The sequence below is a fragment of the Afifella sp. H1R genome, assembly GCF_021462425.1.
Lineage (GTDB): Bacteria > Pseudomonadota > Alphaproteobacteria > Rhizobiales > Afifellaceae > Afifella > Afifella aestuarii.
This window is the reverse complement of sequence record NZ_JAKEDY010000002.1, coordinates 212850-227881: the sequence shown is the minus strand read 5'-3', so window position 1 is coordinate 227881 and position 15032 is coordinate 212850. Positions and strand designations below refer to the sequence as shown.

Genomic DNA, 15032 nt, shown 5'->3' with positions numbered 1-15032 from the left:
AGAGGCGTCTTGCGATATGGCCTTCCGGGCGGAAGGAAGTGTGATGAAAGACGATAGGACAACCGACATAGCCGGCGTCGAAGACGCGCTGAACCGCCTCGAACAGCTTTACGAGGCCGCCGTCCAGGAGCTGCGGGACGCCATCGCGCTCTTTGCCAAGGACGGAACGCCGCCCGATCCGGCGGCCCGCGAGGCGGGCCTTTTCTGTTATCCGGAGCTGCGCGTCAGCTGGGACGGGGCGCCGCCGCGCAGCTTCAAGCCGCGCGCCTATGGGCGTTTCACGCGGCCGGGCGGCTACACGACTACGATCACGCGGCCGGCCCTCTTTCGCAATTACCTCGCCGATCAGCTCGCCATTCTGGCCGAAGATCACCGCGTGCATCTGAGCGTGCGCCCCTCGGCGCAGGAGATCCCTTTTCCCTATGTCCTCGAGGATGGGGATCTCGTGCTCGACCGCGCGACGACGCTCGAAATGATCCGGCATTTTCCGACGACGGAACTCGCTCTGATCGGCGATGAAGTCTCCGACGGGCTGTTTGCCTCCGCCCAGGAGATCCCGCTGTCGCATTTCGATGCGCTGCGCACGGATTTTTCGCTGGCGCGGCTGAAGCATTACATGGGCACGCCCGCCGACCACGTTCAGCCCTTTGTTCTCTTCACCAATTACAGCCGCTACGTCGACGAGTTCATTCGGTGGGCGTGCGAGCAGGTGCGCGATCCGGAGAGCCCCTATGAGGCGCTCTCCTGCGCCGGCGGCAGTCTCGTGACGAAGGAGACGGAGGATCCGGAGCGGGCGATCTCCGAGCTCGCCTGGAAGAAGCACCAGATGCCGGCCTATCACCTGATGGGGTCGGGTCGTTCCGGGATCACGCTCGTCAATATCGGCGTCGGGCCGTCGAATGCGAAGACGATCTGCGATCATCTGGCGGTGCTGCGTCCGCATGCGTGGCTGATGATCGGCCATTGCGCCGGCGTGCGCGAAAGCCAGTCGATCGGCGATTACGTGCTCGCCCACGCCTATCTGCGCGACGACCATGTTCTCGATGCCGTCTTGCCGCCGGATATCCCGATCCCGAGCCTCGCCGAGGTGCAGCGGGCGCTTTACGACGCGACCAAGCAGGTGAGCGGCATGCATGGCGAAGAGGTGAAGCTGCGGCTCAGAACCGGCACTGTCGTCACCACGGACGACCGCAATTGGGAGCTGCGCTACACCGCCTCGGCGCATCGCCTCAATCAGAGCCGGGCCGTCGCCGTCGATATGGAGAGTGCGACGATCGCCGCGCAGGGCTATCGTTTCCGCGTGCCCTACGGGACGCTTCTCTGCGTCTCCGACAAGCCGCTGCACGGCGAGATCAAGCTGCCGGGGCAGGCGAACCGGTTCTATGAGGGGGCGATCTCGGAGCATTTGCAGATCGGCATCCGCGCCGTCGAGCTTTTGCGCCGGGAGGGAGACAGGCTGCATTCGCGCAAGCTGCGCGCCTTCGACGAGCCGCCCTTCCGCTGAGCACCCGAGATCCGGTGAGCACCCGAGATCTGACTGGAGACAGGCCGGCCGGAGCCGGCCTGCAGGATCGAAACGCGCGCGACCGCCTTCAGCGGTTTGCGGCGAAATCCTCGTCGATCGCATCGGCGAGTGCGGCGAGCGTCGGGAAATGGAAGTCCGGCTTCGTCACTTCCTTCGGCACCGGCGTGCCGCCGAAGCCTTCCTGTCCCTGCCGCCGCTCGATCCAGCAGACGGAATAGCCGAGTTCGCGCGCCACGCCGATGTCGTGATACTGGCTCTGCGCGACATGCAGAATTTCCTCCTGCTTGTAGCCGAAGGCCGACTGGCGGCCGCGGTTGAAGTCGAAGAAGCGCGGATCGGGCTTCGGGATGCCCACCTCGTCGACCGTGACGCCGTCATGGAAGGGATGGCCGAGGGTATGCGCGTAGCTCGTGAAGACGACGCGGTCGGTGTTGGTCATCGCGACGAGCCGGAAACGGGTGCGCAGGCGCTTCAGTGCCTCGGCGGAATCCGGGAAGGCCGGCCAGTTCAGGACGTGCGCCTGGAACGCGGTGGCTGCGCCCTTGCTGGTGTCGAGCCCGAGCTTGCCGGCAACGTGCTGATAGACGTCTTCCATCACCTGACTGGAGCGGCCCGGATAAATGTGGCGGGCCTCGATGTAGGGAACGAAGATCTCGTCGTCGCTGAGATCGCGGGCCGCCGGTCCGCCGAACGAACGAAATCCGTCGAGCAGACCTTTCTCGAAATCGATGAGCGTTCCGACGACGTCGAATGTGAGAACCTTGAAGTGCGTGAAAGTCATGAGGCAGGTCTCCTTGGAAGTGGATATTGAAAGATGCTGCGAAGCCCGCTCAAAGCGGGCTGCAGATGCGCACCGCATCGAGCATGGCGGCGTGGATGTTGCGGCTTGAGACGGCGTCGCCGATGCGGTGGACCTCGAAGCCGGCATCCTCCCGGAAGGGCTGCGCTTGCAGGCGGATGAAGGTCTCGATGTCGGTGATGCCGTTATTCTTGGAGGTCGTGCGCAGCTCCTCGAAGAGTTCGTTCATCGGGATGCTGCCCTGCTCGACGATCACCTGATCGACGAGAACGGAGGTCTCTTCCCGCGACAGCTCGTTGAGGAGGACGGCTTCGAGGCGGTTGTCCTTGCGGGTGACGGCGACGAGGCGGGTCTCCGAAATGGGCGCGACGCCGAGGGCGAGGAAGCGCTTCTTCCAGCGCAGCCGCTCCGCATAGGTGAGCTCTTCGCAGATCGTCACATCGATCGTGGCATAGGTGACGTTCGCCCCGGCCTCTTTCGCCTTCTCGGCGGCAAGGGGCCCCGGATGGCGGCCGGTGCCGTCATAGACGAGGACGTCGCGCCCGATCGGCACCTGGCCCGAAAGGATGTCCCAGGTGCTGACGCAGAGATCGTCGCCTTCAAGAAGATCGATCTGCGGCAGGCCGCCTGTGGCGAGAATGACGACGTCGGGGGCGAGCGCCTTGATGTCGTCGGCCTCCATATAGGCGTTGGTGTGGATCCCGACGCCGAGGCGCGAAAGCTCGGCGACGCGCCATTCCACGATGCCGATGAGATCGCGGCGCCAGGAGCCGGTCGAGCCGAGAAGGACCTGCCCGCCGACATCGGCGGCGGCTTCGTAGAGCGATACGTCATGGCCGCGTTCGGCCGCGATGCGCGCCGCTTCGAGCCCGGCCGGGCCGCCGCCGATGACGACGACCTTGCGCTTCGGCCCCTCCGTCGGGCGGATGACATGGCTCAGCTTCGTTTCCCGGCCGGTGACGGGATTGTGCAGGCAGGAGGGGCGATAGGGCGACTGGCAATGCGTGGCGCCGACGCAGGGGCGGACGTCCTCCTCGCGACCGGCGGCAAGCTTGGCGACGAGATGCGGATCGGCGATCTGCGCGCGCGTCATCCCCGCCATGTCGAGTTTGCCTTCGGCAACGGCAAAGCGCGCCGAAGAGATGTCTGCGATGCGGGCGGCATGGAAGACCGGGAGACCGATCTCGGCCTTGAAGGCGCCGACCGGCTCGACCCAGGGCGCGAGCTTGGAGCCCATGCCCGGCATGTTCTCTTCCGCGAGCGCCCGCGTCGTGTCCATCGTGCCGTAGATGGCGTTGAAGAAATCGACGACGCCTTCGCGCTTCAGAAGCAGCGCCGCCTCGACGCAATCGTCGAAGCTGAGGCCGCCCTTGGTCGCTTCGTCGACCACGTAGCGAATGCCGATCAGGAAATCGTCTCCGACCGCCTCGCGCATCGCCGCATGCACCATCACGGCAAAGCGGCAGCGGTTTTCCAGGCTGCCGCCGAAGCGGTCGGTGCGCCGGTTGGTGAGAGGCGAGAGGAACTGGCCTATCAGATGCCCGGCGGCGAGCGTTTCGATGCCATCGAGCCCGCCCTCCTTGCAGCGGCGCGCGGCGGCGGCATAGGCCTTCACGACACGCGCGATGTCGTGCTCGTCCATCTCCTTCGGGATGCTGCGGTGCAGGGTTTCGCGCAGCGGCGAGGGGGCGATCGTCGGCAGCCAGTCGCCGGCATAGGGATCGCCACGGCGGCCGAGATGCGTGATCTGGCACATGAGCGCCGCGCCTTCCCCGTGCATGCGTTCGCTGAAGCGCCGCAGATGCGGAATGATCGCGTCGTCGCCGACATTGAGCTGACGAAAAATGTTCGGGGAATCGCGGTCGACGTTGGACGAACCGCCGAACATCGACAGGCCGATGCCGCCTTTGGCCTTTTCGAGATGATAGAGCTGGTAGGCCTCCTGCGGCATGCCGCCGGATTCAAGCCCGCAGGCGTGGCTCGTGCTCATGATGCGGTTGCGGAATTCGACATGCTTGATGCGCAAAGGGCGCAGGAGCGGGTCCTTGTGGGCGGGATCCCCTTGCAGCGGCGTTTGGCTGAGTGCTGGTGCGGACATCGGTTTCTCTCTCTGACGAAGGCACGACAATCCCTTCGGCGCGACACGGGGTGTCACGCCGTTGCGACCGCGGCCGAGTGCGACGCGGCTAGACGACTTGGCTAAGGAAGCGCTGGGTGCGCTCGTCCTTGGCGCGGGTGAACAATTCTTCCGGCGGACCGTGCTCGACGATCACGCCTCGGTCGGTGAAATACACGTGGTCCGCCACCTCCCGGGCAAAGCCCATTTCGTGGGTCACGAGGATGCAGGTCATGCCTTCGGCCGCGAGCTCCTTGATGGTGAGGAGCACTTCCTTGACCGTTTCCGGATCGAGCGCCGCCGTCACTTCGTCGAAGAGCATGACGTCGGGGCGCATGGCGAGGCTGCGGGCGATCGCCACGCGCTGCTGCTGGCCGCCGGAAAGATGGCCGGGATAGACGTCTTCCTTGCCGCTCAGACGCACTTTCGCGATGAGGGCGCGGGCGCGCTCCTCCACCTCTTTCTTCGGCTCTTTGAGAACCTTCACCGGCGCCATCATGACGTTTTCGAGCGCCGTCTTGTGGGGGAAGAGATTGTACTGCTGGAAGACGATGCCGACCTTCTTGCGCAGTTCCAGGAGGTTGAGGTTGGGGTCGTTGACCTCCTGGCCTTCGACCTTGATCGAGCCCTGCTGGATGTTGTTGAGGCCGTTGATGCAGCGGATCAGCGTCGACTTGCCGGAGCCCGACGGGCCGATGATGCACACGACCTCGCCCTGGCGGACGTCGAAGCTGACGCCCTTCAGGACTTCGAGATCGCCGAAGGACTTGTGAACGTCGTGCACCTCGACGAGCGGCATGTCCGGCGTCCAGGCCGGCGTATCCGCGCCAGACGCAGTTTTCTTAGGTCTCGACAGCATATTTTCGCTCGATCGCTCGGGTCCAAATCGAAATCGGGTAGATGTAGGCGAAGAAGAGAAGCAGCAGGAACAGATAGAACGGCACGAGGAGTTCCGGCCGCGCGCCCGCCGCTTCCATCGCCGCCTGCGCATTTCCGACGGCTTCGCGCACGCCGAGAATGGAGGCCATCGGCGTCGCCATGGCGAGAAGCGCGTACCAGTTCATCCACGGCGGGATCGCCCGCTTCACGCATTGCGGCAGGATGATCCAGCGCAGCGTCTGACCGCGGGTGAAGGCGAGGCTTTCCGCTGATTCCCACTGCCCGCGCGGGATGGAAACGATGGCGCCGCGCACGATCTCGCTGACATTCGCCATCACCGGCAGCGAGAAGGCGATCGTCGCCTTGATCCAGTCGGAGAGGATCAGGTTTCGCCCGCCCGGCAGCTCCACCTCGAAGGGGACGAGGAGCATGACGACGAAGAGGATGACGAGCCAGGGCGAATTGCGGAAGAGATGCGTGATGATCCAGGCCGGCGCGCGCAGGAGGCGGCTGTGGCTGAGCTGCAGCATGCCGAGCGCGATCCCGAGAACCGTCGCGATCCCCATCGCCAGGAAGCTCATGACGAGGTTGAGGACGAAGCCTTTCAGAATGAAGGGCATCCAGTCGATGAGCGTGGCGATTGCCGAGGGTGTCTGCGGCGCCGCGACGCCCTGAGCCTGTGCGGCGGCGAGGCTCGCGAGAAAGATGCCGAGAAGCAGGAGGCCGTGCCAGCCGCGGATCGAGCGGCTGGGCAGGAAGGCCGAGAGCGTTTCGGCGTCGATGCGGAAGGGGCGGACTGTCTTCATTGTCCATATCCCGGCAGCGCCAGACGTTTTTCGAGCCAGTGCAGGCCGGCGGCGATCAGGCTGACGATGATGACGTAGAAGAGGAACAGGACGAGCATCATCTCCGGCACGTTGATGTTGTCCGACCAGACCTGATTGAGCGTGTAGGTCATCTCCGGAACCGAGATCACGTAGGCGAGCGAGGTCGTCTTCGCGAGGCTGACGAGGTTGTTGGTGAGCGCCGGCAGGCTGATGCGGAAGGCGAGAGGCAGGGTGACGTAGGCGTAGGTCTGCCAGCGGGAGAAGCACAGGCTTTCCGCGGCTTCCGCCGTCGATTTCGGCACCGCCTCGATGCCGGAGCGGAAGATCTCCACGTTGAAGGCGCCGCCGAAAATGCCGAGCGACAGGATCGCCCAGCTGAAGGAGGAGATGAGCGGCTCGTAATAGCCGCCCATATCGACCTGCGGCGTGAAGGCGCCGAGGCCGAAATAGAAAAACAGGAGCTGGATGAGGGGCGGCGTGTTGCGGAAGAGCTGGATGTAGCCGTTGACGACGCCCCTCAGGAGTCTCGAGCGCGAGGTTTGCACCCACGCGCCCAGAACCCCGATGATGAGGGAAAGCAGAATGGACCAGAAGATGAGCTGCAGCGAAATCGCGATTCCGGAGACGAAACGGTCGTATTCATAGCGATCGTAGAAAACGATGAAGTTGAGGCCGGTCTCGTCGTAGAGCCGCTGGAACAAAGGCGCGATGAGGCTGAACAAGCTTATGCCCTGCAATTAAAACTGACTTCCCCTGGTTTCGTTACGGGCGCTTATTGGCCGTCGAGGTAGCTTTCGTCCCATTCGAGACGCTTGTGCTGTTCGGCGAGCCAATCGGACGGCTTCACGCCCCACTTCTTTTCAAGCTCGAGGAGCTTTCCATCGGCCTGCCAGCGATAGGCCATGCCGGTCATGAAGACGCCCCAGGGCTTGTCGAGCTCTTCGATCGGCACGGCGGAGGCCCAGGGATTGTTGAAGAGGACGGAGACGGGCATTTCGTAGCCGTCCCATTCGCCGGAGGCGAGGTCGGCCATGATGGAGGCGTCGTCATAGAGCCAGGCGACGCATTTGCCGGCTCGAAGGGCGGCCTTGCCTTCCGTATTGCCGGTGAAAGCGACGAGACGCGGCCCGTATTCGCGCTGAACCTGCTTGTTGTAATTGGCGCCCTGCTTGGCGCAGATCGGCTTGTCCTTGATGTCTTCCCAGCTCGCAATGGCACCTTCCTTGGCCATCAAGGTCGGGCCGGAGGTCCAGTAGGCCGGCTCGATGATGCCGATGATCTTGCGGCGTTCGGCCGTGTCGTACATGCCGCCGATGATCACATCGATCTTGCCCTGCTGCAGGAACTGCATACGGTTCGCGGAGGTGACGACAACCGGTTCGAGATTGACGCCGAGCGTATCGGCCACGCTCTTCGCGAGATCGATTTCGATGCCTTCCTGGGTGCCGTCGGTCGAGGGGAACGACCAGGGCTTGAACGCCCCGAGCACGCCGACGCGGACCGTGCCGCGATCGAGGATTTCCTGCAGGCGGCCGTCAGCCGCCTGGGCCGGGGCCGTGGCGGCGAGGAAGGTCGCGCCCGCCAATGCGGCGAGGACGGGTAGGCCTAGGACTTTGGCTATCGATTTCATGGCTGCATGTCTCCGGTTGAGGCTGGCATTGCGGTCGATCGATCATTTGAGCGCAAACCGGTGCGAAACACCGTCCGCTGGTAGTTGAGGAAGCCCTCGACTTCTTCGGCTGTTCGTTCGGGCGTCCATTCGAGGAGATCGGCCACCGAACGGGCGGCCTCCTCCACATCTTCGCGTGCGAGATGGCGGCGCCAGGCAAGGGCCGTGCGCGTATAGAGAATGCCTTTGAGGTCGCGCGCATGTTCGTGCGTGACGGCATGGCGGAAGGCGGCGCGCCGGGCATTGCCCGCGGGCTCCGGCTGCGACAGCCGCGGCGAGGTCTCGGAGATCCGCCAGGGCGAAGCGGACTTGCCGTTCGCGTGCGGAGCTGGGCCGAGAGCCGCTTCGGCACGTTTGCGCAGCACCCGGCCGGCGCTGCGATGCGACATCACCGGCCCGGCGGTCATGGCGAAGACGTTCGGCATGCCGTCCTGCGACAGGTCGTGGATCTCGCGCGAGCGGCGGCCCATCGGCAGCTCTTCATCGAAGGTGAGGGGCCTGACCCCCGCCCAGGTGAAGGCGATGTCGGCGCGGGTGAGGTTCAAGCCCGGCAGGAGATAATTGGCTTCGCCGAGAAGGAAATCGATCTCGTCGTCGGTGGCGGAAATATCCTTGGCGTCGCCGTCGAAGGGCGTTTCCGTCGGTCCGAAATAGAAGAAATCCTCATGTGAGGGCATTGCGTAGAAGGGCATGCCCTGCCGGTGCATGGTGGCGATGCCGTAGCCCTGATACCTCTCGGGCAGGCGCACCATCATATGCGCCCCCTTGGTGCCGCGGATCAGCCGCTCGGGCCCTTCGCGCGGGGCGTCATGCGTTCCCTCGTGCGATCCGTCGCCGGCTTCCGCATTGACCTCGTCGATCCAGGTTCCCGCCGTGTTGAAGACGAGGCGGGCCTTTGCCGTCGCGATCGAGCCGTCCTTGGCTTCGAGTCGCAGGATCCAGCGTTTTGCGGCATCCCGCTCGACGAGCTCCGCGCGGCAGAAGTTTTTGACGACGGCGCCCGCCGCTTCCGCCTCGAGCGCGGCATCGACGCAGAAGCGTTCCGGCCAGTCGAAGACGTATTCGCGGTAGGTCGCCACGGCCTTGAGGCGGTCGAGATCGCGCAGGTCGCCCGCAAAGGGCAGGTGCCGTTCGAAATCGCCGGTGATCTTGCGGTATTCGAGCGGCGGCGCGCCGGGGCCGATCCGCTCCAGGAGCCTGAGCCCGACATCGAGATGCCAGCTCTTCACGGGGCTTTCGGGGTAGACCGGGAAGCACATCGTGAACGGTTTCACGCCGTCGGCCGCGGTCGCGGCGATCTCGTGGCGCGCCTCCATGCCGGCGCGCGCCATCTTCAAGGCCTGCAGAAACCGCTGCGGATGCAGACCGAAGGCCGCGACCGGGTTTTCGGCCTCGAAGTAACGCAGCCCGCAATGCAGCATCCGCGAAGAGCGGCTGCTCGCGCCGGCGGCGAAATCTTCCTTGTCGCAGAGAAGGACAGAATAACCCGCTTCGCTCAGTTCGCGGGCGGCACTTGCTCCGTTGATCCCGGCTCCGATGACGGCCACATCGCATTCCAGCCCGTCAAGGTTCGCAAGGGTGCTCGGCATATACTTCCCGGTGAGGCGACTTTCTGTCGCGACTATGTCGATAGCCTCGAAATGTTCAAAATTAAAAATACGTCGATAGTTATGCGCAAAAGGCATACCGAGAGCGGGATGCTGCGCCCGGGTCAGGACGGGACCTCGGCAAGCAATTTGTCCCGCTCCGCTTTTGCCAGTGCGAGCATGCGCTCGACCGCCGGGCTCGCCGCACGAAATTGCGGCCGAAGCAGTGCCACGCTGAAAGGAATGGCCGGGCGGAAGGGGATGAGGCGGATGCGATCGTCGTGCTGCAGGATCGCCGTGTAGGGATCGATGACGGCGATCCCGAGGCCCTGCTTCACCATCTCATAGGCGGCGCCCGAGAGGCTCGTTTCGCACAGCGCCTCCACGCGCACTCCCGAGGTGATGAGCGCCTGATCGAGAAGATGGCGCGCCGCGACGAAGGGCGTCCAGTAGATGAGGGGCCCTTTGGCGAGATCGGTCGGCCCAAGACAGGAGCGATCCGCGAGATCGTGGTCGCTCGGCACCGCCGCTACATAAGGGGAATCGGAGAAGATCTCGGTATCGAAGCCGGTTCGGCGAACCGGCATCTCGGCAAAGCCGAAATCGACCTGCTGGCCGGCCGCCCATTCCTCCACGGTGGGGGACATGCGGATGGCGAGGCTGACGCGGGTGCCGGGCCGCTCCTCGCGGAATTTCGCGATGACGCGCGGCATGAAGCTGAGGCCGAGAGCGGGAAGGATGGCGAGGTTGACCTGGTCGCCCTGGCCCTTGGCGAGCCGTGTCGCCAGCGCCTGCAGGGAATCGAGCGAGACATAGGCGCGCTCGACCTCGTCGAGCAGCCGGCGCGCCTGCGGCATCGGCATGATCAGGCCCTTGCGACGCTCGAAGAGGGTGAGGCCGAGATCCGCCTCCAGCCGGTCCAGCATGCGGCTCACCGCCGGCTGGCTGCGCCCCAGAACTTCGGCGGCACCACTGACGGTGCCGGTCATCATGACGGCGCGGAACGCTGCGAGCTGTTGAAGGTTCAAGGCTGCCTCGCTTCAGGTGATGTCGCTCCGGCAAAACAGGGACGCCGCAATCGTCGCATCATCGAGCCCGGTCCTCGCCCCTGTGCGCCGAGGCGGACAGTGTCGGTCGTGACTGCCCGTTTGGCCAGTCTCTTAATCAGCTAAAAGAACAATCGATACGCCGGCGCCCTGAGCCTCATGCCGCGCTGTCGGCCGCATGGGGCAGGGTGAAGCGAACCTCGAAACCCTCAGTCTTGCCGGGGATCGGCGAGGCGAAGGCGAGCTCGCCGCCGCCGCGCTCGGCGATGGTGCGCACGATGGCAAGGCCGAGCCCGCTGCCATCCTTCTTGTCGTTGGCGCGCGCAAAGCGGGTCGTGAGGCGGGCAAGATCCTCCTCCGCCACCGGCGGGCAGGCATTGGCGACGGTGAGGATGCCGGCCTGCGACAGCGCGATCTCGACCGGTTCGCCCGGACGTCCGTGCTTCAGAGCGTTTTCGATGAGATTGCGGCAGAGAATGCCGAAGGCGTCGCGTTCCAGATCGGAGAGGACGGGTGCGTCCGGCATCTCGAGGTGCAGGCGGGGGGCCGCGCCGATACGGGCGAAATCATCCGCGACGAGCTTCAGGATCGGCCGCATGTCGGCGGGCGTGTCGGTGCGCAGCCTGGCGCCCTCCGCGCGTGCGAGCTGCATGAGTTTTTCCGACAGGAGATTGAGCCGCTTCAGCGTCGTCTCGATCTCCTTCGCGCGCTCGGCAGCACTTGCGTCCGTAGTTTCGGCGCGCAGCCTTTGGGCCTGCGCGATCGCGCCGGCGACCGGCGTGCGCAATTCATGCGCCGCGTTGGCGGCGAAACTCCGTTCCGCCTCAAAGGCGGCCCGCAGCCTGTCGAGAAGCTGGTTCATGCCTTGAACGATCGGCTCGAGCTCGCTCGGCAGGCCGCGATCTGAAAGCGCTGCAAGATTGCGGGCGCCGCGTTGCGCGAGATCGGCGCGCAACCGCCGGACAGGCCGCAGGCTGGTGCGCACGGCAAAGAAGATCGCCGCAAGGCTGAGCGGGATGACGACGAGGAGCGGCAGCCCGAGCGAGAGAAGCATCTCGCGCGCCATGGAGGTGCGGTGGGAGAGGGGCTCGGCAACCGCGATCGTCAGCCCGTCGCGACCGGCCGCATCGTAGTAAAGGCGGTGCGTCGCCGTCTGTCGGAACCCCTCGCGGGTGAAGGGAGGAAAGGCCTCCTTGTCGGCATTGGCCGAGCGCAGCACCGTCTCGCCCTTCCGGTCGCGCACCACCCAGGTGAAGAAGCGGTCGTCCTTGTGCAGCCGGGCGATCCGTTCCCCTCGCGCCGGTCCGCCACGGCGGTCACGACGCTCGTCCTCGCGGGATTCCTCGTCGCGCCGATGTTCGCGGCGGCTGTGCATGGCCAGCGGCAGAATGCGCTGGGCCGCGTCCCTGAGCGCCGCGTCGAAGAGCCCGTCCATTTCGTGACGGAGTTTTTCGGCCGTGAAGCTCGCCGCCGCGAGCCACAGGATCGTGACGGCGAGACCGAGCGCGAGCGCGAGGCGAAGCTGAAGGGAGCGCGGCGCGGTCATGGATGGCCGAGACGGTAGCCGAGGCCGCGTTCGGTCTCGATGATGTCGCGGCCGAGCTTCTTGCGCAGGCGGCTGACATGCACCTCGATGGCGTTGCTGTCGACCGTATCGTCGAAGGAATAAAGCCGTTCCTCCAGCTGGGCCTTGGACAGGAGCTGGCCCGGACGCTGCACAAAGGCTTCAAACAGCGCCCATTCGCGGGCCGTCAGCGCCACCGCCTTGCCGTCGCGATGGATGCTGCGGGCGGCGAGGTCGATGTCGAGCGGCCCGAGCGTCACGATGGGATTGGGATTTCCCGAATAGCGGCGGGCGACGGAGCCGATCCGCGCGGAGAGTTCGTCGAGATCGAACGGTTTGACGATGTAATCGTCGGCGCCGGCATTGAGCCCGTCGATGCGGTCGGAAATCTGGTCGAGCGCCGTCAGGATGATGACGGGCGTGACGGCCCCGCTCGTGCGCAGGTTCTTGAGAAACGGCACGCCGCGCCCGTCCGGCAGCATGAGGTCGAGGAGGATGAGATCGAAGACGCCGGCGGAGAGCGTGTCGCGGGCGTCGTCGAGGCGTGTGACCCAGTCGACGGAATGGCCGTCGGCCTTGATCTGATCTCGCACCGCCGCCCCGAGAACCGTGTCGTCCTCGATGAGAAGGACGCGCATTCCAATCCACCTTCTGTTTTGCTTCCGACGTTCTGCGTGATCTGCCTGACAGGAAGCTGACAGCATTTTCGCTGCGCCGTCAGCGCGTGATCAGACGGCGCGCCGATCTTCATGACATCAACAACGTCATGGAGAAAGAAATGACATCCAGAAAGACCCTTCGCGCCGGCGTCCTCTTGGCCGCCACCTTGTTCGTCCCCGCGGCAAGCATGGCCGCATCGCCAGACGGCGCCTCGCCGGTTGCGATGCAGCAGGCGGCCAACCGCAACGGCGATTGCAGCCCGCGTTCCGATTGGGGCCGCTCCAACCAGCAATATCGCTCCCACGCCTATCAGAAGCACGGCAAGCACGGCGGCCAGGCCCGCCCGCGCAACGATGCCCGCAATGGCATGTGCGACGGCAGCGTCTGCAGCCGCAACTTCGATCGCGCGAGGCCGGGCAATTCTCAGCAGGGCATGAACGGTCGCAACAATGACCAGCGGCCCCGCTTCGATCGGCGCGACGACCGCCGCGGCGACCAGCGCCCGGGTTATGACCGCCGGGACGATCGCCGCTTCGAGCGCTGGGACGACCGCCGGCCGTCCGCTCCGCAGGCCCCGAACGGTGGCGCATCGCCGAGCAGCTATTTCGGCAAGATCTGATCCGCTTCACTGAAGGCGGATTGAAAAAGGGCCCGGCGCAGATCGCGTCGGGCCCTCATCGTTTGGGGGGGAGGCGAAAGCGGCGTCAGCTCGCCGGCGTCAGGAGCGCGCCGATCGCCTGCATCTCGTTGGCCCCGCTCTTGGAAATCGCCTCGGCAATCGGCTGGTTGGGATCTGAGATCTCGACGCCGGCCGCGCGCAACCGGGCCGCCACGTCGTCGCCCGTCATGCCAAGAAGCGGCGCGACGGCATCGGCCGAATTCGTCAGGATCTGATGCGAAAAGGCGAAGGGGGGAGGTCCTTTGCGCGTTTCACCGCTCGTCGGCATGAGGAAGGGCAGCGAAATGAGAAGTGAGACGGCAAGGGCGACCACCATGGGCGAGCGCTTGAAGTAATTCGTCAGCGGCCGCCAGTTTTTCCAGAGGTGCAGGACGAAGGGCAGGATGAGCACCATGCTCAGCCATTCGTGCATGCCGTGAAAGCCGCTCGGGCCGACATGGAAGAAGAGGGCGATGCCTGACACCAGGGAAACGATGAAAAGACCCGTGATGAAGGGCGTCGCGTAACGGTTGATGAGGGAGGGCATTGAAATCTCCTGACAGGACCGGGCCGGCTTGGGCCCATGTCTCTCGTTTGGGTGTCTTCGCTTCGGCGCCGCGCTGCGGTGTCCCGCGCGGGCGTCTGTCAGGAGCGATGCGCCCCCTGCCTTACGATGAGCTGACGGAGGCAGGCGGAGGCTGTCAGGAAGCGATCAGTCGGGGCGCGGCAAATTGCCGGCCATGGCAGCGCCGAGACACTCGGCGCTGACCGTGTCGCCTAGCGGGCCGGATAGAAGATGGCGCAGGGCGCATAGGCTTTCGGAAGCTCGATCTCTCCCGGCATCTCCCGCCCGCCTGCGATCGCCTCCGCCTGAAGCTCCGTGCGGGGGTCTTGCGGCTGGCGGATGTCCGGGGCGGTGAAGCGAGCATAGACTTCCATGCGGCCGACCGATGTCAGGATGATGCGGTCGGCGGAGCCTTCCCGGATATCTTGGCCGGCTTCCGCGAGGACCCGCTGCCACGGCTCTCCTTCCAGTTCCTGAAGCCGCTTTTGCAGCGCCTGATCCTTCGTGCGGACGAAGACGCGCGCGACGGGGCTGCCGAAGCCGAGCTCGAAAGCGAGCGCGTCGCGATCGCCTTCGCGAATGGCGCCCTGGTCGGGTCCGGCGGCATTGAGCGTCACGCCCGCGGGCGGCTGCAGCCTGCCGCGAGGCAGCGCCATCACGATGGCTTTGCCTTCCTCAAAGGCGAAGGCGCGCAGTTTTTCCGGCAGCCGCAGGCGCATCGCGCCCGCCTGTGTGGCGACGGTGAGGGCGTTCTTGACCTCGGGCTGTTCGCCGGCTCCGATCGCGAATTCGCCGAAGGCGCCATCGATGCCGAAGACCCAGCGACCCTTTCCCGGACGCAGCGTGTCGCGCATGAACCGTGCGATCTCCTCCTCGTCCCAGTCGAGACGGGCGATCTTGATGCCGAGATGGGCGCGACGCGCCGGCAGAACCGCGGTGATCTTGCGCAAGAGATCGTCGGGCGCGCGGCTCCAGATGGCGATCTCGTCACTCGTCCGCGCGCAGCCGCGACAAAAGCCGCTGTCTGAATCGATCTCGCAGACCCCGGTGCACGGGCTGACCGGGCGGCGCGAGGAGGCGCTGGGTGAAAGGTCGGAAATTCCTTGAGGGTTGTTCATTCTTATCCTTCGTCAAATGG

General features: G+C 65.2%; 14 protein-coding genes. 2 read left to right on the top strand and 12 right to left on the bottom strand.

Annotated elements, in window-relative coordinates; all coding sequences use genetic code 11:
- The first annotated feature begins 43 nt into the window (after positions 1–43).
- On the top strand, positions 44–1504 hold the full coding sequence (locus L0F51_RS12715) for an AMP nucleosidase (RefSeq protein ID WP_234629599.1): 1461 nt from the start codon (positions 44–46) through the stop codon (positions 1502–1504).
- 88 nt (positions 1505–1592) lie between these two features.
- On the opposite strand, the gene L0F51_RS12710 is transcribed toward L0F51_RS12715, so the two are convergent.
- From L0F51_RS12710 to L0F51_RS12665, 10 genes are all read right to left on the bottom strand, one after another.
- Positions 1593–2306 (bottom strand): HAD-IA family hydrolase, encoded by a 714-nt coding sequence (locus L0F51_RS12710; protein WP_234629598.1) that lies wholly within the window; start codon positions 2304–2306, stop codon positions 1593–1595.
- A gap of 49 nt (positions 2307–2355) precedes the next feature.
- Positions 2356–4422, bottom strand: a complete 2067-nt coding sequence (locus tag L0F51_RS12705) for an NADH:flavin oxidoreductase (RefSeq protein ID WP_234629597.1) — start codon at positions 4420–4422, stop codon at positions 2356–2358.
- An 88-nt stretch (positions 4423–4510) separates the two neighbouring features.
- Positions 4511–5299: an amino acid ABC transporter ATP-binding protein gene (locus L0F51_RS12700; protein WP_304504502.1), complete on the bottom strand. Its 789-nt coding sequence runs from the start codon at positions 5297–5299 to the stop codon at positions 4511–4513.
- Positions 5283–6125: an amino acid ABC transporter permease gene (locus L0F51_RS12695; protein ID WP_234629596.1), complete on the bottom strand. Its 843-nt coding sequence runs from the start codon at positions 6123–6125 to the stop codon at positions 5283–5285. Before L0F51_RS12695 ends, L0F51_RS12700 begins: the two co-directional genes overlap by 17 nt.
- Positions 6122–6868 carry an amino acid ABC transporter permease gene (locus tag L0F51_RS12690; protein ID WP_234629595.1) on the bottom strand — a complete coding sequence of 249 codons (747 nt, stop codon included), beginning with the start codon at positions 6866–6868 and terminating at the stop codon, positions 6122–6124. The genes L0F51_RS12695 and L0F51_RS12690 overlap by 4 nt, the downstream gene beginning before the upstream one ends.
- Positions 6869–6918: 50 nt before the next feature.
- Positions 6919–7776, bottom strand: coding sequence for a transporter substrate-binding domain-containing protein (locus L0F51_RS12685; RefSeq protein ID WP_234629594.1), 858 nt, complete (start codon positions 7774–7776; stop codon positions 6919–6921).
- Positions 7773–9404, bottom strand: coding sequence for an FAD-dependent oxidoreductase (locus L0F51_RS12680; protein ID WP_234629593.1), 1632 nt, complete (start codon positions 9402–9404; stop codon positions 7773–7775). The genes L0F51_RS12685 and L0F51_RS12680 overlap by 4 nt, the downstream gene beginning before the upstream one ends.
- Positions 9405–9526: 122 nt before the next feature.
- Positions 9527–10429, bottom strand: a complete 903-nt coding sequence (locus L0F51_RS12675) for a LysR substrate-binding domain-containing protein (RefSeq protein WP_234629592.1) — start codon at positions 10427–10429, stop codon at positions 9527–9529.
- A 175-nt stretch (positions 10430–10604) separates the two neighbouring features.
- Positions 10605–11993 carry a HAMP domain-containing sensor histidine kinase gene (locus tag L0F51_RS12670; protein WP_234629591.1) on the bottom strand — a complete coding sequence of 463 codons (1389 nt, stop codon included), beginning with the start codon at positions 11991–11993 and terminating at the stop codon, positions 10605–10607.
- Positions 11990–12649 (bottom strand): response regulator transcription factor, encoded by a 660-nt coding sequence (locus L0F51_RS12665; RefSeq protein ID WP_234629590.1) that lies wholly within the window; start codon positions 12647–12649, stop codon positions 11990–11992. The genes L0F51_RS12670 and L0F51_RS12665 overlap by 4 nt, the downstream gene beginning before the upstream one ends.
- A 140-nt stretch (positions 12650–12789) precedes the next feature.
- Here L0F51_RS12665 and L0F51_RS12660 point away from each other — a divergent pair, with 140 nt between their 5' ends.
- Positions 12790–13290, top strand: coding sequence for a hypothetical protein (locus L0F51_RS12660; protein ID WP_234629589.1), 501 nt, complete (start codon positions 12790–12792; stop codon positions 13288–13290).
- An 85-nt stretch (positions 13291–13375) separates the two neighbouring features.
- Here the strand turns inward: L0F51_RS12660 and L0F51_RS12655 are convergent, their stop codons facing one another.
- Positions 13376–13876: a DUF4405 domain-containing protein gene (locus L0F51_RS12655; RefSeq protein ID WP_234629588.1), complete on the bottom strand. Its 501-nt coding sequence runs from the start codon at positions 13874–13876 to the stop codon at positions 13376–13378.
- 230 nt (positions 13877–14106) lie between these two features.
- Positions 14107–15012 (bottom strand): DUF1289 domain-containing protein, encoded by a 906-nt coding sequence (locus tag L0F51_RS12650; RefSeq protein WP_234629587.1) that lies wholly within the window; start codon positions 15010–15012, stop codon positions 14107–14109.
- Positions 15013–15032: the final 20 nt, after the last annotated feature.

What these genes read in the sequence shown, in the direction of transcription:
- L0F51_RS12710 (WP_234629598.1), bottom strand. Translation starts at nt 2,306, where the DNA reads ATGACTTTCACGCACTTCAAGGTTCTCACATTCGACGTCGTCGGAACG.
- L0F51_RS12700 (WP_304504502.1), bottom strand. Translation starts at nt 5,299, where the DNA reads ATGCTGTCGAGACCTAAGAAAACTGCGTCTGGCGCGGATACGCCGGCC.
- L0F51_RS12655 (WP_234629588.1), bottom strand. Translation starts at nt 13,876, where the DNA reads ATGCCCTCCCTCATCAACCGTTACGCGACGCCCTTCATCACGGGTCTT.
- L0F51_RS12695 (WP_234629596.1), bottom strand. Translation starts at nt 6,125, where the DNA reads ATGAAGACAGTCCGCCCCTTCCGCATCGACGCCGAAACGCTCTCGGCC.
- L0F51_RS12660 (WP_234629589.1), top strand. Translation starts at nt 12,790, where the DNA reads ATGACATCCAGAAAGACCCTTCGCGCCGGCGTCCTCTTGGCCGCCACC.
- L0F51_RS12670 (WP_234629591.1), bottom strand. Translation starts at nt 11,993, where the DNA reads ATGACCGCGCCGCGCTCCCTTCAGCTTCGCCTCGCGCTCGCGCTCGGT.
- L0F51_RS12680 (WP_234629593.1), bottom strand. Translation starts at nt 9,404, where the DNA reads ATGCCGAGCACCCTTGCGAACCTTGACGGGCTGGAATGCGATGTGGCC.
- L0F51_RS12685 (WP_234629594.1), bottom strand. Translation starts at nt 7,776, where the DNA reads ATGAAATCGATAGCCAAAGTCCTAGGCCTACCCGTCCTCGCCGCATTG.
- L0F51_RS12665 (WP_234629590.1), bottom strand. Translation starts at nt 12,649, where the DNA reads ATGCGCGTCCTTCTCATCGAGGACGACACGGTTCTCGGGGCGGCGGTG.
- L0F51_RS12650 (WP_234629587.1), bottom strand. Translation starts at nt 15,012, where the DNA reads ATGAACAACCCTCAAGGAATTTCCGACCTTTCACCCAGCGCCTCCTCG.
- L0F51_RS12705 (WP_234629597.1), bottom strand. Translation starts at nt 4,422, where the DNA reads ATGTCCGCACCAGCACTCAGCCAAACGCCGCTGCAAGGGGATCCCGCC.
- L0F51_RS12715 (WP_234629599.1), top strand. Translation starts at nt 44, where the DNA reads ATGAAAGACGATAGGACAACCGACATAGCCGGCGTCGAAGACGCGCTG.